The sequence below is a fragment of the Ammoniphilus sp. CFH 90114 genome (assembly GCF_004123195.1).
GTDB lineage: Bacteria > Bacillota > Bacilli > Aneurinibacillales > RAOX-1 > YIM-78166.
On the sequence record NZ_SDLI01000004.1, the window covers coordinates 105,332 to 128,456 of the forward strand.

The window sequence follows — 23,125 nt, forward strand, 5'->3', positions numbered from 1 at the left end:
TTGATTTCCAATCGGAATCAACGCTCTTATTGGTTTTGAAGAAATGTTTATTTTCAAGCAAGAAATGGCAACCTAAACCAGACATCTTCTCTACAGGGAGGGACTATCCGCATGAAACTCTCAGAATTCAAGTCCTTGTTACCTAATCAAGAAGTGGAATTTGGTGAAGAGATAGCTGGTGATGAGGTGTTCCGATTAATGGTGAAACTAGCCCAAGAGCAGTCAGAAACCCTCGATCCGGCTAGCTATGTGCACCACGAATGGGTAGAGTCTGCGCCCGATCAATATCGGCTAAAGGTCAAAAACATTACCGGAAGTCCGATTTATGTAGCTATGGGGGACGCCAATGAGTAATTGGCGTCCTTCCTTTTTCTAATTACTTCTCCTGTTTGACTGCCTTTCTCGGAAGTTCATACGGAGTTTCTTGATAGACATAGTAATTCAACCAATTAGAGAAAAGTAAGTTCGCATGAGATCTCCAGGTTTGCACAGGTCGCTTGCTTGGGTCGTTGCCTGGAAAGTAATTTCTTGGCACCTCGATCTCAAGCCCCTGCTGAACATCTCGATCATACTCACTCTTAAGGGTAAGTGGATCATATTCGGAATGTCCGGTTACAAAGATTTGTCTTCCATCCTTAGAGGCTACGATATAGATGCCTGATTCTTCTGACTCTGACAAGATCTCAAGCTCCTCTACCTTCTCAATATCTTCTCTTCTTACCTCCGTATGACGAGATTGAGGTACATAAAACACATCGTCAAAACCCCGAAGAAGCTTCATATTTTTCTTCTCTACTGTATGTGGGAACACTCCGAACATTTTCCCTAGCAGAGGATACTTCGGAACCCCGTAATGATAATATAAACCAGCTTGGGCTCCCCAACAGATATGAAGAGTGGAAGTCACGGACTCCATCTTCCAATCCATGATCTCCTTTAGCTCCTCCCAGTAGGTCACGTCCTCAAAATCCAATAGCTCGATAGGCGCCCCTGTTATAATCATCCCATCATAGGATTGATCCTTAATGTCATCGAAAGTCTTATAGAAAGACTCCAGATGAGCGGCAGAAGTATTCTTCGATACATGTGTCTTCGGATGAATCAGATCAATCTCCACTTGCAATGGGGTGTTTCCAAGCAAGCGAAGAATTTGAGTTTCTGTCGTTTCTTTCGTTGGCATGAGGTTAAGAATAACAATCTTTAGCGGACGAATATCTTGATGGTAGGCACGACTCTCAGACATAACAAATATATTTTCATTATTGAGAACTTCCATGGCAGGAAGATGGTCTGGAATTTTAATAGGCATGGTCTTCTCTCCTTCACAACACAGCGTTTTATAAATAATAAAAAGTTCGTTTATATTCTATATTTTTTTTATTTCTATATTTTATATTAAAATATCTGGACTTAACAGAAAAAATTCCTACGGAAACTCTTTTTCGCTTTAAAACGTAAAAAGTGATTCCAGGATACCCTCCTTAAGAATCACTTTTCACGGCTTTATTCTGATGTAACTTACCTTATTCCCCTTAAGAATTCGATCAGTGACTCAGCCAATGTGGGGTGAACGGGAATAATGTCAACAAAATCATCGATCGTCAAATTCCCCTTTATAGCCACCGTGATGAGATGAATTAACTCATCAGCATCTTGCCCGACAAAATGACCCCCTACAATCCGTCGAGTGTTCCGATCGACTATGACTTTAAAATGACCCTCTGTTTCCCCTAATAGGATGGCCGTACCGGAGTGGGCATAAGGCAGCTTGCCAACCGCGATGTCGATCCCTTGCTTCTTCGCTTCCTCTTCGGTCAAGCCGACACTCCCAATCGGAGGTAAGGTAAAGATCGCTCGTGTCATATACTGATAATCCGGCTTCTGATGATTACCCTTTAGCGCATTACGAACAGCTACTTGAGCCTGCTTCGCGGCAATCGGCGTAAACATATATCCACCAATGGAGTCTCCCGCTGCATAGATGCTTTCCGAGGTCGTTTGCAGATAATCATTGACCTTGATCCCCCGATCTGTATATTCCACCCCTGCTGCATCTAGTCCAAGCCCTTGGATGGCTGGCTTTCTTCCCGTGGCAAGGAGGACCACTTCGGCTTCAACCGCCTTATCTCCGTCCTGTGTGGTGACGTGAACGGTTTTTCGCTCCCCTTCGGCTGTAATCTTCTGAACGTTACAACTCAGGAGAATATCCATGCCTCTCTTACGAGAGACCTCTTCGATTATCCGAGAGCTCTCCACATCTTCCGTCATTAACACACGATCCGCACGCTGTACTACGGTCACACGGGTCCCGGCACTCGCAAACACATGACCAAACTCCATCCCGATAATCCCGCCGCCGATGACGACCATACTCTCAGGCAGCTTCTCCATGAACAAAAGCTCTTTACTCGTGATCCCATGCTCCACGCCTTCTATAGATGGAATCACGGACTCCGAGCCTACCCCGATTAAAAAACGTTGGGCCTTATACCGTTGTCCGCTGACCTCAATCTCTTGCGGTGAAACGAATCGGGCCTCTCCCATCACTAAATCAACACCCATTTTTTCTAAATAAGGTCCTTTTCCCCCAACAAATCTCCCAATAATCTCATTCTTACGCTTGACTACATGAGACCAATCTAGAGTACGTTCCGGTAAAAAGATTCCAAATTCAGAGGCATTCTTTACCGCATTCCATATTGCCATAGACCTTACCAAGGCCTTCTTCGGCATTCATCCCCAATTCAAACAGGTGCCGCCGACTCTTTCTTTCTCCACCAGTAAGACCTTGGCTCCGAGCGCTCTTGCTTCCCTTAGTCCATCAAACCCGACGGTTCCTGCTCCAATAATGATTAAATCATATTCTTGAGTCATTCGTTTCCTCCAAAAGAAATTATTGTCATGAATTAGCCTTTGTAGGGAAAAGAGAAGATATACAAAAACCCAACCGGACTTAGAGGTCTGGGTGGGTATGCTTCATACACAGATTGCAAATGAGCGGCATATTCCGCTTGGTCATATAAACGAACGCCAATACTTTAGCAAAAGAGCGATTATCCTTTTTCCGACCGCATCGTTCACACTTTCTCATCATATTTCACCATTATTGAAGAATCGGCTTTCTCCAAGTAATCAGATTCTCATCAGCCGTTAAGTAGGTTTCAAATGAAGGAGTATCGTTTAGATAACTCCGTAGCTTCATATAACAAATCTTCATCTCAGGATTTCCATCTTGTATCGGGAATTTCCCTTCCATATCCACATAATCATCCACGGCACGCTGAATTTTATCAATCGTCTTGGCAAAATTTCTATCCTCAAAAATCTCATACGTCTCCCGCGACATATAGTAAGTCTGTCTAGGAATCGCTTTAAGATAAGGAGTTAAGAAAGTATAATCTATCTCATGATCATCCTTAATCAAGACACTAAAAGGGATGCCTTCAGGCTTTTCCTTCAGGAATGCAGCAGCCGCCTTCCGTACTTGGCCAATCGAAATGTCTTTCACTGGCCATTGTACCTCTACCGGGGGCTTAGGGGAGTTTGGAGAGCCAAACCATTTCTTTATAAAGTTTAACAAGACCCTCACCTCCATGATTTAACTTCTATCCTTATTATACCATGTCCTGTGTGATATTTACGCGTAGATCGCTATGAAAATAAGAAGAAATAGACACAAAAAGTTTTATCTCTCCTTCGCTTTAAAAAGGGAATGAAAATAGCATATGATCCCTCAATGTGGTAAGGTACTACGTATTGGATCATTTGGATATAAATGGAGGGAATCAGCTTGGAAATACGAAAAGTAAAGGGTATGAAGATCATCATTACCGGAGCGAATAGCGGTATTGGTTATGAAGCAGCCAAGTTTCTTGCAAGGCATGGTGCCCATATTGTACTTGCAGTTCGGAGTGAGGAAAAAGGCCGGTATGCAGTACAAAGTATTGAGAAAGAACATCAGGGCGCAAGCGTTTCGACCATGAAGCTGGATCTGTCAGATCTAGCCAGTGTAAAAAGATTTTCCGATGCCTATCAAGAACGGTTCGACCAACTGGGCATCTTGATTAACAATGCGGGTGTGATGGCTCCTCCCTACCAGAAAACGAAGGACGGTTTCGAATTGCAATTTGGCGCTAACCATTTAGGTCACTTTGCCTTAACCGGACAGCTACTACCTTTGTTGAAAGCGACACCCTCTGCCCGTGTAGTTACTTTGAGCAGCATTGCACACAGAGGAGCCTCCATCGACTTTAACAACCTTGATGGTTCGAAAGGGTACAACAAGATGAAGTTTTATGGGCAAAGCAAGCTTGCCAACCTTCTTTTTGCCAAAGAACTTGACAATAGACTGAAGAAAGCTGAAATAAACGTCATCAGCTTGGCCTGTCACCCGGGAATTGCTTCAACGAATCTGTTTAAGCTCGGCGGGGAACGCATGCAGTCGTTCTTGAAGACCTTGCTCCAAGCGTTCTTTCAGTCACCGGAGATGGGAGTTTTGCCTACGCTGTACGCGGCGACCGAACCCACGCTGAAAGGTGGGGAATACATTGGACCCGACGGAAGAGGAAACCGCAAAGGGAACCCTCATATCGAAGTGCCAGCCAAGGAGGTCTACAATGAAGCAACCATGAAGAAACTGTGGGATGTGTCCGAGGAATTAACAGGTGTCGTGTATGATTTTTCTTAAGCTCCATCGGGGACATGATGATTTCAGTTTCCACCACACCACCGACTTTTATTTGCAAGATAAGGGTGGTTATTTGCAATTCTCTTTTAAGAATTCATAGAGCTTGGCACTTGCCTGCTTTAATGGATAATCCGATGATTTGAAGAGGACGCCGAAGGTCATATGAACAAGGCTGCCGTTCAAAGGCCGAATCGTTGTGCCTGCAGGAATAGGTTTTAAAGCGATTTCTGGCACGAGTGCTATACCTAACCCGCTTTCGACATAATAGGGTAAAGCGGTCATGCTGCCAATTTCCATGGTTTCTATCGGTATATTCCCTGATTCTTGTAAAACCATCTCCAGTTTCTTGCGGTATGGACAAGTGGCTGAAGTAATGAGGAGACGATGTGACCGAATATCCTCCGGCGAAACCGCTGAAAGATGGGCAAGAGGATGATTTTCCGGCATCAAGACCACAAAGCTTTCCTTAAACCACGGTTCAAAATGCAGGTCAGAACCGATATCCGGTGTTGAACATAGAGCTAGGTCCAGATCCCCTTTAAGAAGCCGCTCGCTTAGCGTTGGCGTGTTAGCAACCTCTATGGCGATTCGAATCTTGGGATACTGAGTTAAAAAGCTCTCTAAGATCCTCGGCAATCGGTAACTGGCTGTTGGCTCCGTAACCCCTAAACGAATATTACCACTTTCCCCTAGTTGTAAATCCAATAAATTCTTTTCTAACCGATCAATGTCCTTCATGATCGGCAAACTTTGTTCGTAGAATAGCCTTCCCGCTTCGGTTAAGCGGATTTTTTTCCCGCGTTCGATAAGCAGAATGCCCAATTCAGACTCAAGCTTCTGTATCTGCATCGTGACAGTAGATTGCACATAGTTCATTTCATCAGCTGCACGATGGAAGCTGCCATACTTCACGATCATATGGAAAGTTTTTAACGTTTTAAGATCCATCACTATGCCTCATCTCAATAAATATTCATTTTTTTTGAACCGAATGTTCAATTAATTCAATTATACAAATAGATTACAGGATTATACAATAATTTATATCATTGTGAAAAAAGGAGATGACAAACATGGATTTAAAAGATAAAGTGGCTCTTGTTACAGGCGGTGGCACAGGAATTGGGAGGGCTACTTCTCTTGCACTAGCCGAACGAGGGGCATACGTCGCCGTAAACTATTCGCGCTCAAAAACTGACGCTGATGAAACCGTTCAACTCATCATGAACAAAGGTGGACGCGCTATAGCCATTCAAGCCGATGTCTCGAGGGATCAGGAGGTTCGAGAAATGGTAAGACAAGTGGTCGAGCAATTTGGAACCATTGATGTACTCGTGAATAATGCCAGTATTACACGACACATTCCCTTTGATGATCTAGAAGCGGCTACAGAAGAAGTGTGGGACGAACTGTATAACGTCAATGTCAAAGGAATGTACTACTGCGCGCGCGCTGTTGCTTCTTTCATGAAAACGAATCAGCAAGGTGCCATCGTGAATCTTGGTAGTATTGCTGGGCAAACAGGATTAGGCTCCTCTCTTCCTTACGCCGTTTCGAAAGCAGCCGTTCACGGTCTGACGAAATCGCTAGCACGTGCCTTGGCACCGGATATTCGAGTCAACTGCGTGGTACCGGGCGCCGTGTCGACAAGATGGTGGGCGGGAAGAGAAGAACAAATGAAGAGATTAGCCCCTCATCTTTTATTGCAACGGATCTCCACACCTGAAGATATAGCTACACTGATTTGTGCAGCCTTAGAACAAGAAGCCATGACAGGCCAAATCATTACAGTGGACAGCGGACAAACGTTGTAAGACTTACACTCAAAATAAAATGACCGAACAAGTAAACGCTTGTTTCGGTCATTTCTTTTACATCGTCTTATTTCACGCTTTGTAGATTCTCTCAGAGCTAAGCTAGAATAACAGTCATATTTATTAGTAGAACAAAGCAGTCACTTTCAAGGGACGAGATGTCTCCATAATTCAGTAGGATCCACTCCCAATACAGAGGTAGTACGGCCTAGCGGTCCACCTCTCTATTGTTTTTCATTTATTAATAGTGCCTTTACTACTAAGCATTACTTGATGTTCATATACTTTTTGTAGCATTTGAGTAACAGGACCAGGACTGCCATTGCCAATTACTTCTTGATCAACCTGGATTACAGGTGCAATTTCCATTGTAGTACTTGTGACAAAAACTTCATCAGCATTAAGTAATTCTTTTACCGATATGGGCTCTTCAATAATTTCACGTGTGATCTCCCTTGCTAGACGGAATACTTCTGCTCGCGTTATCCCTTCCAGAATTAGATTGTTGGCTGGGTGTGTATATATCAATTCATTTTTAACTATAAACACATTTGTAGAGCTTCCTTCTGATACAATATTGCCACGATGTAATATGGCCTCTTCACATCCAGATTCCTTTGCTGCTTGCTTTGCTAATACATTTCCTAGTAAATTTAAGCTTTTTATGTCACAGCGATGCCAACGAATATCCTCACTTAATATTGCTTTTATTCCGTGTTTGTTCTGTTCGATAGGTCGCTTCGTTTCTTGGGTATATGCAACTACCACTGGAGTAGATTGGTAAGGAAAATGATGTGTTCTAGGTGCTACGCCGCGCGTAACCTGGATGTATATATTGCCATCTTGTAGTCCATTTCTTTTAACAAGCTCTAGCAATCTATTACTAACTTCCTCCGATGAAAATGGCAAAGTCATTTTAATTTTGGATGCACTTTGTTCTAAACGATGAATATGAGCATTTAGTCTAAAACAGCCGCCATTGTAAACACGAATTACTTCATACACTCCATCACCAAATTGGTAGCCACGGTCTTCGATATTAATCGAATCTTCGGCATCTTCGATAAACCTATCATTTAACAGAATCATTTTTGCCACATCCTTGATAATTATATGTTATTGCGATGAGCAATACTTTCCGTTTATTATTCAGTTAATAGACTGTAAGGAAAACTTTCTACCTGTCTACCTTTTCTTCCGGTCGTAGTCACAGCACAACTTATTGAATTTAAGATTGCTTCTTCCGTCACTTCTGCTGCCGCGGTAAATAAATTATTCATAATAGGTTTATCTTCCCTAAGCGTGGTTAATTTCTCTTTACTGTCATTATTAAAATGCTGGCATATTTGAGCTGTTGAGAAGGCAATTACGATATCCCCACTTCCATGGCTCATATGACTTCCCGTTCTACCTAAGCCTATTCCACACCGTTTGGCAACTCTATTCAACTGCCGCTCGCTCAGTGGTGCATCCGTTGCTAAAACGATCATGATGGAACCATCCATTGACCTTTCTTGTGAGGAGGAATTATTTCCTTCACCATCTGAGTTATTACGTTTTATAAAACGACTGTAATTATACAACTCTTCTTGTTTACCAAAATTACTTAATACAAGACAACCTACCGTATATGTTTCTCCACTTTCAGATATAGTTATCAAACGAGATGAACAACCAATGCCTCCCTTATAATCGAAACAGATCATTCCAGTGCCAGCACCCACCGCACCTTCTTCAACTCTATTGGTTGAAGCTTTAAAAATAGCTTCCCTAGCATGCTCAGTTTGGACAGGCATATACCTAATTGAGTTTAAGTAGCTGTCATTGCATTCTCCAACCACGATATTGATTGTCCCAGTTGTTTCACCAATTTCCGGATTTTGCTCTAGCATATACTCTAAAGTCCCTTGCGTAACAGAAGGTACAGCAAATGTGTTAGTTAACATGATTGGAGATTCTAGCTGCCCTAATTCGTTCACTTGCACTAGTCCTGTGGATTTACCAAAACCATTAAAGACATAGGTCGTGGCAATAACCTTTTCTTTAAAAAGGTTCTTACTGTGAGGTAAAATAGCAGTTACACCAGTGCATGCATATTCGTTAACTCGGTCTGTAATGGGATGATTCAGCGTAACATGCCCAACTCTTACGCCTGTCACATCAGTAATACAGTTCTTTTCACCCGTAGGTAAACGGCCTATAGAATAACCAAGTTCTCTGATTTTCATTCTTTTCAACTAAAACTCACCTCAATTCTTTATATCTTTTATATGTAAGTCAGCAGACATTTCCATATAAGGAAAATACCCCACATCCTAACGGACATGAGGTACAATTATCCGCTATAACACCCTGCTCAAAAAATCCCTCGTCCTTTCGTTTTTCGGTGATTCAAATATTTCAATTGGACTACCTTGTTCAACTATCCGGCCGTCATGCATATATATGACAACATCAGCAACTTCTCGGGCAAATCCCATTTCATGAGTCACTACTACCATAGTCATTCCTTCTTCAGCCAGCTGTTTCATTGTTGTCAGAACCTCGCCCACTAGTTCTGGATCTAGAGCAGATGTCGGTTCATCAAATAGAAGGATTTCCGGTTTCATGGCTAATGACCGAGCTATAGCAACTCTCTGTTTCTGCCCACCAGAAAGTTTTGATGGATATACATCAATCTTGTCAATTAGCCCCACTTTTTCTAGCAATCTCTTTCCTTCCTCAATTGCATGTTGTTTAGGTATTTTCTTTACATAAATAGGGGCTTCAATAACATTCTCAAGTACTGTTTTATGTGGAAAAAGATTAAAATGCTGGAATACCATCCCTACTCTTTCCCGATGTTTATTCATGTCCTGACTCTTAGGATTAACTGCAATTCCATCAAGCAATATTGTTCCACTATCGCATTGTTCAAGAAAGTTTAAACATCTTAACAAAGTACTCTTTCCCGATCCACTAGCCCCAATTAAAACCACAACTTCACTTTGATTTACAGACAGATCAATATCCTTTAGTACGTGCAATTTTCCAAAACACTTATTAAGTTTATCTACTCTTAAGATCTTATGACGATTCTCCATGTTAACCTCCTAATTACTTACCTTTAATCTCTTTTCAAGAATCTTCACAAAGAAAGTAAAGACATAAACTATAAAGAGGTAATAAACGGAAACTATCAATAAATAGGTCATAAAGTCAAAATTGGTTGATCCTTCAAGGTTAGCGACTCCAAACAATTCCTGCATACCGATGAAGGAAGCTAGCGCGGAGTCTTTTAGAGCAATTATAAATTGGTTGCCCAATGAAGGAATTGCACGCCGAAATGCCTGCGGTAAAATTATTCTTCTCATCGTCAGAGAGGCACTCATACCCAAAGATCTTCCCGCTTCCATTTGACCATCGTCTATAGATTCAATGGATCCTCTTATAATTTCAGTTAAGTAACCTCCCACATGGAACGCAAGGCCAATTGTTACAGCCCAAAAAGTTGGTATTAAAACTATGTTGGTTAACCCATAGAACAAAACGAATATTTGCACAACTAAAGGTGTACCTCGGATAATCCAAACGTAAAAATCTGAGATCCACATAAGCGGCTTTATCTTCGAGACTTTTAAGAATCCAAAAAACAAACCAAAAACAAGGGCTATTGAAAAGGCGCAGACTGTAACCGCTATCGTCCAGAACATGGCTACAATAAATAAATCAAAACTATCAATGAATGTTGTAATAAAATGACTGATACCTTCCAAGCTGTTCACTCCTAACCATTTAAACAACAGGTTATTAAACAGGGTAATTAATCCACAGTATTTTTTGGTGGTTCAGTAACATCAACCCCAATCCACTTCATGGATAGTTCCTTTAATTTCCCGTTCGCTCTTAACTGATCCATTGCATCATTAATTGCTTCTAGTAATTTTTCATTATCCTTGTCTATAGGAATCGCTTGTTCTGTCTTATTAAATTGTTGTTGCGCCTCTAGTTTTAAACCGTTTTGGATAGCCAATTGCCCGAGTATGGCATCAGTAATTCCTGCATCTCCATGGCCACTAGCAACAGCTTGTAATGCGCGTAAATCATCATCATAAAAGTCGAATTTATCCGTGTACTGCTGTGCTTCTTGGTAGTAGTTTGAGCTTCTATTTAAAGCGATTGTGGCACCTTTTAAGTCGTCTACTGTTTTTATGTTACTTCCAGGTGGGGAAAAGATCATAGATCCTGAATAGTAATAAGGTTGTGTAAAATTCACTTGTTTCTTACGGTCTTCAGTAATAGTATGACTGTTAATGGCTATATCGTATCTTCCCTGTTGTATTCCTGTAATCATCCCGCTAAAATCAGCTTTTTCAAACTTCGGCTCCAAACCTAATATCTTTGCAATTTCTCTACCAACGTCGATATCATAACCTACCATTTCTCCATTTTGCATGTCAGTAAATGGTACAAATCCTCCGGATGAAACAATGGTCAGTTTTCCTGGCTCTACAAGATCAAATTCTTGAGATATGTCCTTACTGCCAGTCTCAACGCTATTACTTTGACCGCAAGCAGTCAGTATCATCAATATTATGAATAAAAAAAGAGTGCTAAGTTTCCTCATCATTTTATCTCCTTTACATTTTGATTTATTACTATAGCTTATTAATTTTGGATTTCTTCCTTTTATTTACTAGTCGATTCCACTCACCCCTTGACCTATTAAATTACATCTGAATTGATCCTCAACAAATATGGCTTGTGATCCCTCCTTATTAAGTCACAGTGATGAATTTTATAAATAAACCAGCAATAAACACTGGATATTTACATAAGTAATATCCTTTCAACATACGTGCCAAGAAGTAAGAGTTGGCTCTTTTGTTTTTTATAAAATTTCTGTATATTTCATATAAACTATATTAGATTAGTTAAATTAATAGATCCAATCGATTTTTTAATTTTTAGAATTATACATTTCTATTACAGGTGGGATGAAATTGAATATCGAACAAATTGAGGCTTTTCTATATGTATCTTTAACAAAAAGTTTTAAAAAGGCGGGAGAACTGCTATATATCTCCCAACCAACAGTTAGTGCAAGAATAAAAACTCTGGAAAATGAAATAGGTCATCAGCTTTTTGTCAGAAACGGCAAGCAAATAACATTAACCAAGGAAGGAGAAGCATTTATCCCTTATGCAAAAAAAGGAGTAGAATTCTTACAAGATGGATTATTAGCTATTGATGATACCAAGGGTAAAACTAAAGGAAATATCAGCGTTTCAATAGTATTAACAATGACCAATTATATTTTTCCAAGCCTGATCAGGGACTTTAATCAATCATTTCCTGAGGTGAAGTTAACTGTACATACAGGACACTCCCATAATGTACTGAATATGGTTCTGAACCATGATGTCTCACTCGGAATCTCACGTTCTGTAGACCACCCCAAAATTAAAACGATTCACTTATTAGATGATGAAATGGTACTTGTTATCTATCGTGACCATCCTTTTTTCTCTCGAAATTCCATTCTCTTAGAAGAAGTTGTAAACGAACCCTTAATATTATTTAATCGAGGTTCACTTGATTGGGCACTAATAAACAATGCTTTTGGTCATTTGAACCGAAAACCCAACGTAGTTCTAGAAGCTGATAATATCGAATTTGTAAAGCAGATGATAATGGAGAAAATGGGCATAGGGATTCTTCCACGAACCTCCATTGAGAGAGAGTTAGAGTTTAATAATCTTTGCGTTGTGAAGATAAAAGACCTCCCCCAATTAAGTCGTCCTTTTCAACTAATCTATCTAAAGGAGACAAAGGTAGAAGGCATACTAAAGGTTTTTATTGACTTTGTGCGTGAAAGAATGACCCTTTAACCCCAATGTATTTTTAATAAATAGCCAGAATGGGTCATATACACGATAGATTAGAGTTCCTATAATATTCACTAGTAGCAGAAATCCAAAGTAAACAGCAAGGAGTGCTAGGAATGAAAAAGCAGGAATCCTCATTCTATCAAATCATTTGGAGATGGCATTTTTATGCAGGCCTTATTTTTGCCCCTTTTATATTCATCCTAGCTGTAACGGGCTCCGTTTATTTGTTTAAACCACAAATAGAGCAATGGATGTACAAGGATTATTACCATGTTGAACAACAGCACCACAAGATGCTTCCATCTGGGCAAATTGAAGCCGTCAGGCAGCAGTATCCTGAAGCTCAAGTAACTAAATATCGTCCAGGAGAAAGTTCCACACGTTCCGCTGAGGTGAAAATCAATATGCACGGGGAATCTCTAACCGTATTTGTGGATCCTTACACCGGAGAGATCATGGGAGAACTGAACGATAAGAACAGATTAATCGATAGAATCGAAGAGTTTCACGGAGAGTTGATGTTAGGAACCGTTGGAGACCGAATCGTAGAGTTGACCGCTTGCTGGACCATTATCCTCATTGTGACCGGGATTTACTTATGGAGTCCGAAAGGGAAAAGAACAATTGCAGGAGTTCTGATTCCACGTTTCAGTAGTGGAAGGAAAAACTTAATCAGAGATTTACATGTCGTTCCCGGTTTCTGGTTATCTGCTGCTATACTTTTTCTTGTTATCACCGGTTTGTTGTGGTCTGGACTATGGGGAACGAAGGTTCAATACTTTGCTACGAATGCGGGAGTCGGATACCCTCCTTCGGTTTGGGTAGGCAGCGCTCCGACCACCATCGTAAAGACCAAAGAGATTGCGGATGTTCCATGGGCGGCTCAGAATTTAGATGTCCCCCAATCCCAACTTCAAGGTTATATTCCCTTAAGCATTGATGATGTCGTAACGATTACGAATGGACAAAACATACACCCCACTTACACGGTGATCTTCCCCAAAAAGCCAGAAGGGGTTTATACGATATCCGTCTTCCCTCCCAGAGCGAGAGATGAGGCTACGTTGCATATCGATCAATACACCGGCGCTATCCTAGCCGACTACCGATATGACCACTATCAACAGATAGGTAAACTCATGGCATGGGGGATCACGGTTCATAAAGGATTGGAATACGGATTACCCAATCAGATCTTAGGTTTAATCGTTTGCATAGGGATCGTCGGTCTAGTAGTAAGCGGATTTATCTTGTGGTGGAAACGTAAACCAATAGGTCATTTAGGAGCGCCAAAGTCTCCCGGCTTAAAGAAAATAAAAGGATTAGTCGTAATCCTTACTCTTTTTGGAATCGCATTTCCTTTAGTAGGAGTCTCCCTTGTTTTCGTTTATGTACTAGACAGATTCGTTATCCAGAGAGTAGATCGCTTAAAGAGAGTCTTTAATGCATAGAGGCTAGGAAAGGAGCCGATGGGAAGTGAAAATGTATAAGTATGCCCTAACGTATAGTTTGATTTTCTTATTAACAGCCTGTTCCTTCGATTCGTTAAGCGAAGACGCGGCAGGACATTATAAGGTAGAAAGTCCACTTCAAGTAGATATCCTTTTACCTGAGCCAGTTTTATTACATGAACCGCAATTCTTAAACGTCATACTCGTGCAAAATGGCAAACCCGTAAATGGATTGGACGATGTTCAGTTTACCGTATGGAAAAATGGGAGTCCTGACTCGAACGAAGTCATGATGGCAAACCGCGACGGTAGGGGCCAATATTACGTGGAAAAAACCTTTATTGAAGAAGGCTTATATTATGTCAAAGTACAAGCCAGCTCGAATGGTTCTACTATTATGCCAACGAAGCAGTTTATTGTAGGGGAATTATCTGAAAAAGATCTACTAGAACTTCAAAAAGGCCACCAGGCACCTAAACAGAGTCATGAAAACCATCATTAGGGAAAAGAGACCATCAGGGATGATGGTCTTTAGAGCAAAGTTTTTAATGATTAAGTCTATTTTCAACCCTATTTTTTGTTTTATTTGGAGACTAGAACAAAAAACCACCAGTTTAGAGCACCTGATCCGGTTAAAGATCTTTCTATTTTTGGATAGTCGAGGAAAATCTTATTCACCAAGCAAGAAAAGAGCTTCCTACCCTAAGGATGATGCCTTAAAGTGTACGGAAACTCACGATTTTCTTAAAATACTCACGTAATTATTCATTTTTATCACGAAAAGTTTCCCGAAACTCCCAAAGCCGTAATCGTTACAAATTAAGATGCCCATAAACTCACGAATTAAGGTGCTTTTCTCACGTTGGTGTAGCCATTCCAAATAATTCAGCTCTACTCCGATATCCAGCAAACCATATTTAAAAGAAACTCACAAATTGTAATCCCTTTGTCACGAACAATTGTTACGGACTCACGAACCAGCAATCATTACAAATTAGAACGCTGGCCCATCAACCTACTCCTTCCCCGCCCACTCCTTAGCCTGCTCAAAGTCACTCGGACGGTTCATATTAAAGAACGCTTTTTCGAGATCCATCTCTAATGAGGAATCCTCTACATGGATCTCGTTCACCTGGATCTGCTTTAGAAAGTCAAACATCCGTAGTCTTTCCTGTTCCAAGCACTCTTCAACTACCGGCAATGTTGACTTACGGTAGACGGCAAATAAGGGATGGTGCTTTCCGTTTAATACCGGGACAACGGCATCGTAACCTTCAAGCTGACTCCATAGAAACTCACCTAACCTACTAGAAGCAAAAGGCATATCGCACGCAACGAGGAGATTATCCTCATAAGGCGAAGCCATCAGGCCCGCATGCAAACCGGCCAAAGGTCCTTTTCCAGGGTATTTATCCCCAATCATCTTTAAACCAATCGTTTCATAGTCCTCTGGTTGATTCGTAACGAGAATCGGCGGTGGGAAAACGCGGGTTAATTCTTCAATAATACGTACGATATTTTGTTGTCCGTTAATCGGAAGGAGCGCCTTATTCATTCCCATCCGGCTTGATTGTCCTCCTGCAAGAAGGATGACTCCAGCATTCATGTCTATTAGCACCTCTTTATAATTTCAGTAACGATAGAAGCCTTTTTCCTGAGCCATCATATCGAGATGAAGGGTCGCAAGATCTTCAATTAATAGGAGCGGATACTCTTGGGCGGACAAGGCATTGACCCCTTTGACATAGCATTGGCATTTTTCGCAAACATCAACCCGATGCTTCGTCTCCCCCTCTAAGTACAAATAATCTAGAGTATGATAATCTTGATTATGACATTGAGGGCATCCGACCCGAGGGAAAACCCAATCACAAGCACAAGACCCACAGCGTAAAAACCGAAACTTCTCCGATTCCCGGTATTCAGCTAGAATCGGGTGCGACCCGCAAACCGGACAGTAGCCTTGATGCCAACCATCCAATGAAAAGTCTTTCGTCCATTCCTTATTCACTCGGTTTAAGGTAGGCAGCAAGCTGTATTGCACTAACAACGCCAGCATGTCCGCTTCCAGCTCATAGCGTTCAATAAAAGAGGAAAAAAGAGCTTCATCATTAGAAAGTCCAGACCAAAGTACAGCATCGACCTCTTCGTCTGCAAGGCTCTTGCCAAACTTTTTGAGTGATCGTTTAGCTTTACCTACTCCCTCCCATTCTAGCAAATCCCGAAAGAGACAGCGAGCAAAAGAGAGATCAACTTGGTCCTCCCATTCATACAAGAGATAGTCACCGCGAGCTAATTTATCTGCTTTCTCCTCTTCACTGACCTGGACTACGTTAATCACCGGAGTCCACTTGTTCATCCGCTTGATGAGATCGGCCTGAATCCCGGCTAAGGTCTTCATGGATTTATTTTGTGCTTTCAGCTTCTTCAAACGGTTTTCGACAACATCCGCAAGCATCACGAATCCCCTCCCAACTTTCCCCGTACTACTTTGATAGAAAAAAGAGTGGCGAAAAAGCCTTTTCACCACTCAAACAGGCACCTTATTGAATGCCTACGACCATTAAGTAGCGCAGTATTAACCCGCCGAACAAGATCAGACTACTCGACAAGATTAAACTGTTTTTCTTTCCTAAGAGAGGCCGATATCTGAGATACAGCGGAAGCAGTAATCCAGCTATGATAACCCCTCCAATCATCAGAACGGCATTGCTTCCACTGAGCAAGACACTTGCCCACGGCCCAAGGCTCAATAAGAAAATCGCAATAATCACAATTTCTCCTACCATGATATAGGTATCTGCTTTCTCCAAACGATGGATATAACCTTTAGCCTGATCGAGACGCTTCAATAAGGTTAAAACCATCGCTGCAAGTCCCGTTGATACCCCAGATATGAGGAATAACAGCGGAATTAACGGGGTCGAGGACCACACAGGCCAATGCGTCGTCGTTAGCAAAATTCCCGTGTAGGTTCCAATATACGCTGCAGATAAGATGCCAATCCCCAGATAAATCCCTTTGTAAGACCCTTCATGTAAAGAAATAAGCATCTTTGCTAAAGGAACTTTATTCTCCCATTGATATCGCTTGACGAGAGCATATCCGAATGAAATTGTGGATAGGACGCTAAACAAAAGAATCACCCAAGACCCTAAGGACATCACGGATTCGAGTTTAAACGTCAGCCCGCCGTCCCGCGGATTCCACATCATATGGAAAAATCGAATAAATCGATCCGGAACGGATAAATCAAGGATCAGCATCAAGCCGCTAATCACCATCATCGGCATCGCGAAAAAATACCCCGTCACCGAATGCTGCCGGTCGGAACGACTTCCCCATAATTGTCCGAAGGCGGCAAACATGTAAGTCCCAACCGCAATTCCAGCTACGAAGAAATAAACGACGATTTCCCATTTCCAGAGGGGATTTTGCAATCCTGCTTCATACACATATCCCATATTTTGTCCCCCCTAGTTCTGGTCCTTGTGTTGTTCTTCTGCTTGTTCCTTCATCCGGTTCGCTCTAAAGGATAAGAGACCGACGAGGCCGACACCGAGAAAACCTAGTAAACTGCTGAAGTATCCCATACCCGCCTTCTTGCTCGGGAGCTTAGGGTTCGACGGAAGCCCGTAGACTTCTGGCTTATCTAAAAGTAGATAAAATACATTCAAGCCGCCCAACACATCTTTTTTACCATAAATCGAGACTTCCTGTTCCCCAGTCTGCTTAAGATGATCCATTCTCTCATCGGCCATGGCCTGCAATTCATCCACATCACCAAATTGAATACAATCCGTCGGACAAACCTGAGCACATGCCGGCTGTTCCCCTTCCTGCAGACGATCATAGCAAAGCGTACATTTCTGAGCTGTACCTGTAATATGATCCATGCCAATGACGCCAAACGGACATCCAGAGATACAATATCGGCAACCAATACAGACATCGTGATCAATATACACCGTGTCAAATTCGGTACGGATAATGGCGTTCGTTGGACAAACTTCCATACATCCTGCATCCTGGCAATGCTTACAGGAGTCACTCAAAAATAGCCAGCGCTGCTTCGATCGATCATCGGAAAATTGCTCAATGAACTTGACATGCCGCCAGTTCTCTGCACTTAATTTACCGGTATTATCATAGCTGTTGGCCGTAAACGCCATCTCGCCCATCGGGAGCTGATTCCACTCTTTGCATCCGACCTGACAGGCTTTACACCCCGTACACGTGGACGTATCGATAAACATCCCTTTACTACTCTCAGCCATGGCTTACACCCCCATCCGAATTCGACCTTTGCGCACGTCGCATGTAAAAGCCTTCGATTCATGAATAAAGACATTCGGATCAGCGACAATGGCAGTCAATTCATTGGAAGCGGATCCTGTGGCTATCCCCGCATATCCCCAGTGGATGGGCATCCCCACTTGATGGACAATCTTTCCTCCTAGATTGAAAGGGCGCATCCTTCTGGTAACCAGGGCCTTCGCTTCGGCCTGGCCCCGAGCGGTTGTGATCGTAACCCAGTCGCCATTTTTGATCCCTAATGGACCTGCCATCTCCGGACTGATCTCGAGGAATACTTCCGGCATAATCTCTGCTAACCAGGGGAGCCAGCGTGACATCGGTCCGCTTAAATGATGCTCTGTCACCCGATACGTGGTCATGACATAAGGGTATTGAGTGTTGCCCACCCCATGCACTTCGTTATGCGGCAGATCCTTATAATAGACAGCTACTGGGTTATGAGGATATTTGGGATACAGTTTATTGCCAATGGGCGTATCGACCGGTTCATAATGTGTGGGCAAAGGACCGTCGGCCAATGGCCCGAATAATTGAATCCTTCCGTCCAGATTCATAATAAACGGCTCAAATCCAGCATGCGCATCCATTCCAATGCCTTCAGGCTTAGCCAGAGTGTCTGGGGCCTTCGTAGCGATAAAATCAGGGATGTCGAGTCCGGTCCATTTCTTTTCGGCAGCGTCCCACCAAACATATTTCTTCCGTTCGGACCACGGACGTCCGTCTGGGGCCGCGGAAGCCCGATTGTACAAAATATGGCGATTAGCCGGCCAGCAGAATCCCCAGCCTAAGCTGACATAATCATCGCCATCTCTCGCGGCTGCGCGATTCGTCTTATCATCCGGCATGATTCCCGTATAGATCCAAGCTCCCGATATCGTCGACCCATCATCCTTTAGGTTCGCGAAGCTTGCAATCGGTTTTCCGGTGGTCACCTCATAGCCATTGATTTCCTTCAGAATGGCATGATCATCAGGTTCGTGGACCTTAAATCCATCATTCATGTCTGGTTCATAGTTCCACAGTAAGTTCTTGATCGGCCAGTCACGTTTCGCTGAACTGTTTTGATACAGTTGTTTCAGACTCTTTCCTAGTTCGTAAGTGAACCACATATCGGATCGACAATCCCCTGGCGGATCTGCTGCCTTCTCCTTCCATTGAGCCATCCGGTTGGTGTTGGTAAAGCTGCCTCCTGTCTCCGCAAACACGGCGGTCGGGAAGAAGAAGATTTCCGTCTGAATGTCCTTCGCCTGCACCTCCCCATTCACTACTTCGGGAGCCTGATACCAGAAGGTCGCCGTTTCCGTAAGGAAGGGATCGCGGATGACCAACCAATCGAGCTTCGCCATCGCTTCTCGGTGGAACCGCGCATTCTGCCCCCCTGCCGCCGGATTTTGACCCATGACGAAAAAGCCTTTGATCTTTCCTTGATACATACTCTGGAACATATTGTAATGAGAGTGATTGCCAATCAACTTCGGCAAAGCATCATAGCCGTAGTCATTCTCGGCCGTAGCTGCATCCCCGAAAAACGCTTTGAGCTGACTGATCATATATTTGGGGTAATTCACCCACCATCCCGTCGCCCGCGTCTCGGTTAGGAGATAGTCTTCAAGGGTATTATGATTTTTCTTGACGGACGGCACAGCTAAATAACCAGGGAGTACGTCATAGAGTGTCGCTAGATCTGTTGCTCCTTGAACATTAGCATGGCCTCTCAGCGCCATGATGCCTCCTCCAGGGCGCCCCATATTCCCAAGTAAAGATTGAAGTAGACCTGCAATACGAATGGTTTGCACGCCGAGTGTATGCTGCGTCCAGCCCATCGCATAACAGAATGCACTGGTTCGATCTTTACCCGAATTGGCCGCAAGAGCCTCGGCCACCTTGAGAAAATCAGCCTTTGGCGTACCGCAAACTTCCTCCACCAGCTCGGGTGTATAGCGAGCATAATGTCTTTTCATAATTTGGAAGACACTTCTTGGGTGCTGCAAGGTCTCGTCTCGCTTGGGTCTTCCTACCTTTTTTTTGCGAGCCAGTTGCTCGGTCAGAGTAGCCGCTTCCCCTTCAGGGAGAAGGGGCTCATCTCTTTCAAAATCCCAAGTCGAGCGATCATAAGTTTGTGTATCAGGATTATACCCGGAGAAAATACCCTCGAGATCCTCCGTATCCCGATAATTCTCATTCAGGATAAAAGGGGCGTTCGTATAATGTACAACGTATTCTTTAAAGTATTTCTCATGCTGAATCATGTAGTTAATGAGGGCTCCCAAAAAGACGATATCCGATCCGGATCGCATGGGAACATAATCTGTCGCTAACGCCGATGTCCGCGTAAAACGAGGGTCCACATGAATCACTTTGGCCCCTTTGTTCTTCGCTTGGATTACCCATCGGAAGCCGACCGGATGGTTTTCAGCAAAATTGGAGCCCATAATCACAATACAGTCACTTTCTGCCAAATCTCTAGGAGTCGTCGTAGCTCCGCCACGACCAAATGAAGTACCCAGCCCGGGCACTGTAGAACTGTGTCAAATACGGGCCTGATTTTCCATATAAACGATGCCAAGGGACCTCATCAGCTTCTGATGGATATAGTTCCACTCATTTTCCATCGTGGAACCTCCAAGAGAAGCAATAGCTGGGTTGGTGTTCACCGTTTTCCCATCCACCGTCTCAATAAAATACTTATCGCGCGTTTCTTTCACTTTTTCCGCTACCCGTTGCATAGCCCAATCCAGCGGTTTTTCCTCCCATTTGTCGCTGTAAGGAGCTCTGTAGAGGACTTTCGTCTGTCTCTCTTGATTATCCACCATCTGATAGGCAGCTGCCCCTTTAGGACAAAGCGCTCCTAGGTTGACCGGGCTATCTGGATTGCCTTCAATATTAATGATTTTCCCTGCGGATTCCGTGATCAGCATTCCGCAGCCCACAGCACAATAAGGACATACACTCGGCACTTGTTTACCCTTTCTGACCTCGAGCTTAATCCGGGTAACTTGGGCTTGAACCGGCTTCATATTCACCCCTGCCATCGAGGCGACTGTCAAGCCTGCTACGGTTACCCCCGTTCTCTTCAGAAAGTCACGGCGTGAAATCTGACCCATGCTTCCCCTTTCCCCCTTCAATGGAGATAAAATCTGCTAGAATCCCCCGCCAACCTTTTCTTCATTCTCAAGGACGCGACCGACTGTCGTGTAGACGGAAGCCATCTGACCGCGTATGTAACCGACCACTTCCACTTGCAACTCCTCAGCTAATTCAACCGCCTGACTGGTGGCAGCCGTACGGGACCCGACGATTCCTACTCCGAATCTGGCGGCCTTCGCCAGCATCTCATAGGAGATGCGCCCCGATGTCAAGAGAATCAAGGAGTCCGCTGATCCAGAACGTCCCTCTCTCAGGGCGTACCCGATCACCTTATCTACCGCATTATGACGGCCGATATCTTCTCGGACCACCACGAAGCTGCCTTGCCTATCTACGAGACAAGCCGCATGAACTCCTCCTGTTTGATGATATAACGGCGTCTTTTTTGCGAACTGCCGCATATACTCCTGGACTTCATGAATCGTGGCTCTTCTGCTGCCGATCACCGGTTTGAATTTTTTCACATCCGCTTGTGAGTGGAAAGTTACCCCCTTACCGCAGCCCGCGGTCAGATGACGACGACGCTTGAGTAAGCCTTCGACATCCATGCCTGGCTTTAAGTCGGCCCAAACCTTAAGACGATGCTCATCTATGATTAACCTTTTGAGGTCGTGGGGCGAATCAATCATACCTTCAGAATACAAATAACCAACAGCCCAATCTTCCCAATCTGTCCGACTTAACTGCAGGGTTGCCAATTCGTAACGATTGACATAGAGCGTCACAGATAATTCTTCAGGACACCTTTTATTCAGCACCTTTAACACCCTTTTCTCTTCATAAAGTGACAGGATCTTATTATTACTAGCAAACGCTTACATTTCTCCTACAACTTATGAAAAAAAAGGAGGAGCTATTCCTCTCTTAAAAATGTTTTTTAAATACTAATAAAATTTAGATTAAGTTTGCACCTAGAGAATATATCTAATAGAAACAACCTCAGTCTCTCAAAGGGGGTGAAAAGAGTGTTTAACAATATTGGTGTTCCCGGACTCATTTTGATCCTCACGCTTGCTTTGATCATTTTTGGACCAAGTAAACTGCCAGAACTCGGCAAAGCCGTCGGACGCACCCTTCGAGAATTTAAATCTTCCGTCAACGGGTTAGTCGACGATGGTCCTGAAAAAGAAAAAGAACAAATTCAGAAGTAAAAAAAGGAGCCTTGTCATGATTATTCATCCTCAAGGAAAATGGGAAAAATGGATCCTACGATTCGAAGGGGTGGGGAACAGCATTGCTCTATACTTGCTGCTAGGCATTATTTGTCTATCTGTCTGGCAGCTCTCCCCCCTTCCGAGTCCTGATTGGTCACCTAGTGGTACAGCCTTTGGCTTTGCCGCCCTGATCTTTATCGGACTGACAAGCCTTCACGGTATCCTGTGGTGGATCTTGACCCGAGAATTTCTCCCGTTAACACCGGTGATCAAACGCTTTCTGTCGAGTTCAATTCGACTCGTCCGCCCTCTGCACATGATGACGGGGATGGTCGGTTTAGGTCTGGCGATATTTCATGCCATCGCCTTCCTCTCGCTAACTATGGTATGGAATGGGGCAGCAATCACAGGAATCATTGGTTTAGTAACCCTTGTCCTCTTGGCGATTGATGGAATCGGCCTGATGGTCAGTCCTTTCCTCAGCCGAGCTGTGCATCGATGGATTGCTCTAGTATTTCTCGTGGTTACCGTGATCCACTTGGTTATTGTGTTGTAAACGGTTTAAGGAACAGGGAGTGATGCTGTTCCTTTTTCGTATTTATTGGGGGTATGGAGACTCAGATTGATCTGAGCCTTTTTAACATTTATAACGAATTTCATTCCTGTTTTTTAGTCTATTTTTATA

General features: G+C 43.3%; 25 protein-coding genes. 8 read left to right on the forward strand and 17 right to left on the reverse strand.

From position 1 onward, the window contains the following. Nucleotides 1-111: 111 nt before the first annotated feature. Nucleotides 112-354, forward strand: a complete 243-nt coding sequence (locus EIZ39_RS10650; RefSeq protein WP_129199955.1) for a hypothetical protein — start codon at nucleotides 112-114, stop codon at nucleotides 352-354. Nucleotides 355-376: 22 nt separating this feature from the next. On the opposite strand, the gene metA is transcribed toward EIZ39_RS10650, so the two are convergent. From metA to EIZ39_RS10665, 4 genes are all read right to left on the reverse strand, one after another. Next, nucleotides 377-1,309, reverse strand: a complete 933-nt coding sequence (gene metA / locus EIZ39_RS10655; RefSeq protein WP_129199956.1) for a homoserine O-acetyltransferase MetA — start codon at nucleotides 1,307-1,309, stop codon at nucleotides 377-379. Between the two features lie 209 nt (nucleotides 1,310-1,518). Next, nucleotides 1,519-2,706, reverse strand: coding sequence for a dihydrolipoyl dehydrogenase family protein (locus EIZ39_RS10660; protein ID WP_164985015.1), 1,188 nt, complete (start codon nucleotides 2,704-2,706; stop codon nucleotides 1,519-1,521). A 27-nt stretch (nucleotides 2,707-2,733) separates the two neighbouring features. Continuing rightward, nucleotides 2,734-2,874 (reverse strand): hypothetical protein, encoded by a 141-nt coding sequence (locus EIZ39_RS26560; protein WP_164985016.1) that lies wholly within the window; start codon nucleotides 2,872-2,874, stop codon nucleotides 2,734-2,736. A gap of 229 nt (nucleotides 2,875-3,103) precedes the next feature. After that, the gene (locus tag EIZ39_RS10665) at nucleotides 3,104-3,580 is read right to left on the reverse strand and encodes a DUF3939 domain-containing protein (protein WP_164985017.1); all 477 of its coding nucleotides are present in this window, start codon (nucleotides 3,578-3,580) and stop codon (nucleotides 3,104-3,106) included. A 210-nt stretch (nucleotides 3,581-3,790) separates the two neighbouring features. Here EIZ39_RS10665 and EIZ39_RS10670 point away from each other — a divergent pair, with 210 nt between their 5' ends. Then, a complete protein-coding gene (locus EIZ39_RS10670; protein WP_368666313.1) occupies nucleotides 3,791-4,687 on the forward strand; it encodes an oxidoreductase in 897 nt (298 codons plus the stop codon). A gap of 69 nt (nucleotides 4,688-4,756) precedes the next feature. On the opposite strand, the gene EIZ39_RS10675 is transcribed toward EIZ39_RS10670, so the two are convergent. Next, nucleotides 4,757-5,635 (reverse strand): LysR family transcriptional regulator, encoded by an 879-nt coding sequence (locus tag EIZ39_RS10675; RefSeq protein WP_129199960.1) that lies wholly within the window; start codon nucleotides 5,633-5,635, stop codon nucleotides 4,757-4,759. 125 nt (nucleotides 5,636-5,760) lie between these two features. On the opposite strand from EIZ39_RS10675, the gene EIZ39_RS10680 reads away from it, so the two are divergent. Then, nucleotides 5,761-6,501, forward strand: a complete 741-nt coding sequence (locus tag EIZ39_RS10680) for an SDR family NAD(P)-dependent oxidoreductase (RefSeq protein ID WP_129199961.1) — start codon at nucleotides 5,761-5,763, stop codon at nucleotides 6,499-6,501. 234 nt (nucleotides 6,502-6,735) lie between these two features. Here the strand turns inward: EIZ39_RS10680 and dat are convergent, their stop codons facing one another. The 5 genes from dat to EIZ39_RS10705 form a co-directional block, all read right to left on the reverse strand. After that, nucleotides 6,736-7,590, reverse strand: a complete 855-nt coding sequence (dat, locus tag EIZ39_RS10685) for a D-amino-acid transaminase (RefSeq protein ID WP_129199962.1) — start codon at nucleotides 7,588-7,590, stop codon at nucleotides 6,736-6,738. Nucleotides 7,591-7,646: 56 nt separating this feature from the next. Further along, nucleotides 7,647-8,729, reverse strand: coding sequence for a DmpA family aminopeptidase (locus EIZ39_RS10690; RefSeq protein ID WP_129200258.1), 1,083 nt, complete (start codon nucleotides 8,727-8,729; stop codon nucleotides 7,647-7,649). Nucleotides 8,730-8,843: 114 nt separating this feature from the next. Beyond that, nucleotides 8,844-9,584 carry an amino acid ABC transporter ATP-binding protein gene (locus tag EIZ39_RS10695; protein ID WP_129199963.1) on the reverse strand — a complete coding sequence of 247 codons (741 nt, stop codon included), beginning with the start codon at nucleotides 9,582-9,584 and terminating at the stop codon, nucleotides 8,844-8,846. 9 nt (nucleotides 9,585-9,593) lie between these two features. Continuing rightward, complete coding sequence (locus EIZ39_RS10700) at nucleotides 9,594-10,256, reverse strand: amino acid ABC transporter permease (RefSeq protein WP_129199964.1); 663 nt, start codon at nucleotides 10,254-10,256, stop codon at nucleotides 9,594-9,596. A 47-nt stretch (nucleotides 10,257-10,303) separates the two neighbouring features. Continuing rightward, nucleotides 10,304-11,110 (reverse strand): transporter substrate-binding domain-containing protein, encoded by an 807-nt coding sequence (locus EIZ39_RS10705; protein ID WP_240675766.1) that lies wholly within the window; start codon nucleotides 11,108-11,110, stop codon nucleotides 10,304-10,306. A 373-nt stretch (nucleotides 11,111-11,483) separates the two neighbouring features. On the opposite strand from EIZ39_RS10705, the gene EIZ39_RS10710 reads away from it, so the two are divergent. The 3 genes from EIZ39_RS10710 (at nucleotide 11,484) to EIZ39_RS10720 (ending at nucleotide 14,324) form a co-directional block, all read left to right on the forward strand. Next, the gene (locus tag EIZ39_RS10710; RefSeq protein WP_129199965.1) at nucleotides 11,484-12,371 is read left to right on the forward strand and encodes a LysR family transcriptional regulator; all 888 of its coding nucleotides are present in this window, start codon (nucleotides 11,484-11,486) and stop codon (nucleotides 12,369-12,371) included. A gap of 113 nt (nucleotides 12,372-12,484) precedes the next feature. Continuing rightward, on the forward strand, nucleotides 12,485-13,822 hold the full coding sequence (locus EIZ39_RS10715; protein ID WP_129199966.1) for a PepSY-associated TM helix domain-containing protein: 1,338 nt from the start codon (nucleotides 12,485-12,487) through the stop codon (nucleotides 13,820-13,822). 31 nt (nucleotides 13,823-13,853) lie between these two features. Beyond that, nucleotides 13,854-14,324 (forward strand): FixH family protein, encoded by a 471-nt coding sequence (locus EIZ39_RS10720; RefSeq protein ID WP_240675788.1) that lies wholly within the window; start codon nucleotides 13,854-13,856, stop codon nucleotides 14,322-14,324. Between the two features lie 513 nt (nucleotides 14,325-14,837). Here EIZ39_RS10720 and mobA read toward each other — a convergent pair. The 7 genes from mobA to fdhD all read right to left on the reverse strand — a co-directional run bounded on the left by mobA (nucleotide 14,838) and on the right by fdhD (nucleotide 22,044). Next, a complete protein-coding gene (gene mobA / locus EIZ39_RS10725) occupies nucleotides 14,838-15,428 on the reverse strand; it encodes a molybdenum cofactor guanylyltransferase (protein WP_129199968.1) in 591 nt (196 codons plus the stop codon). A gap of 24 nt (nucleotides 15,429-15,452) precedes the next feature. Continuing rightward, a complete protein-coding gene (locus EIZ39_RS10730) occupies nucleotides 15,453-16,280 on the reverse strand; it encodes a formate dehydrogenase accessory protein FdhE (RefSeq protein WP_129199969.1) in 828 nt (275 codons plus the stop codon). An 85-nt stretch (nucleotides 16,281-16,365) separates the two neighbouring features. After that, entirely contained in the window at nucleotides 16,366-17,286 is a 921-nt protein-coding gene (gene nrfD / locus EIZ39_RS10735; RefSeq protein WP_129199970.1) for an NrfD/PsrC family molybdoenzyme membrane anchor subunit, read from the reverse strand. Nucleotides 17,287-17,298: 12 nt separating this feature from the next. Continuing rightward, the gene (locus EIZ39_RS10740; protein ID WP_129199971.1) at nucleotides 17,299-18,099 is read right to left on the reverse strand and encodes a 4Fe-4S dicluster domain-containing protein; all 801 of its coding nucleotides are present in this window, start codon (nucleotides 18,097-18,099) and stop codon (nucleotides 17,299-17,301) included. Between the two features lie 3 nt (nucleotides 18,100-18,102). Further along, complete coding sequence (fdnG, locus tag EIZ39_RS10745; RefSeq protein WP_205668539.1) at nucleotides 18,103-20,655, reverse strand: formate dehydrogenase-N subunit alpha; 2,553 nt, start codon at nucleotides 20,653-20,655, stop codon at nucleotides 18,103-18,105. A gap of 12 nt (nucleotides 20,656-20,667) precedes the next feature. Next, a complete protein-coding gene (locus EIZ39_RS27065) occupies nucleotides 20,668-21,243 on the reverse strand; it encodes a twin-arginine translocation signal domain-containing protein (protein ID WP_205668546.1) in 576 nt (191 codons plus the stop codon). 36 nt (nucleotides 21,244-21,279) lie between these two features. Continuing rightward, nucleotides 21,280-22,044, reverse strand: a complete 765-nt coding sequence (fdhD, locus tag EIZ39_RS10750) for a formate dehydrogenase accessory sulfurtransferase FdhD (RefSeq protein ID WP_129199973.1) — start codon at nucleotides 22,042-22,044, stop codon at nucleotides 21,280-21,282. A 207-nt stretch (nucleotides 22,045-22,251) separates the two neighbouring features. Here fdhD and tatA point away from each other — a divergent pair, with 207 nt between their 5' ends. Both tatA and EIZ39_RS10760 read left to right on the forward strand, forming a co-directional pair. Next, nucleotides 22,252-22,437: a twin-arginine translocase TatA/TatE family subunit gene (gene tatA, locus EIZ39_RS10755; RefSeq protein WP_129199974.1), complete on the forward strand. Its 186-nt coding sequence runs from the start codon at nucleotides 22,252-22,254 to the stop codon at nucleotides 22,435-22,437. Between the two features lie 16 nt (nucleotides 22,438-22,453). Further along, nucleotides 22,454-22,996, forward strand: coding sequence for a hypothetical protein (locus EIZ39_RS10760; RefSeq protein WP_129199975.1), 543 nt, complete (start codon nucleotides 22,454-22,456; stop codon nucleotides 22,994-22,996). Nucleotides 22,997-23,125: the final 129 nt, after the last annotated feature.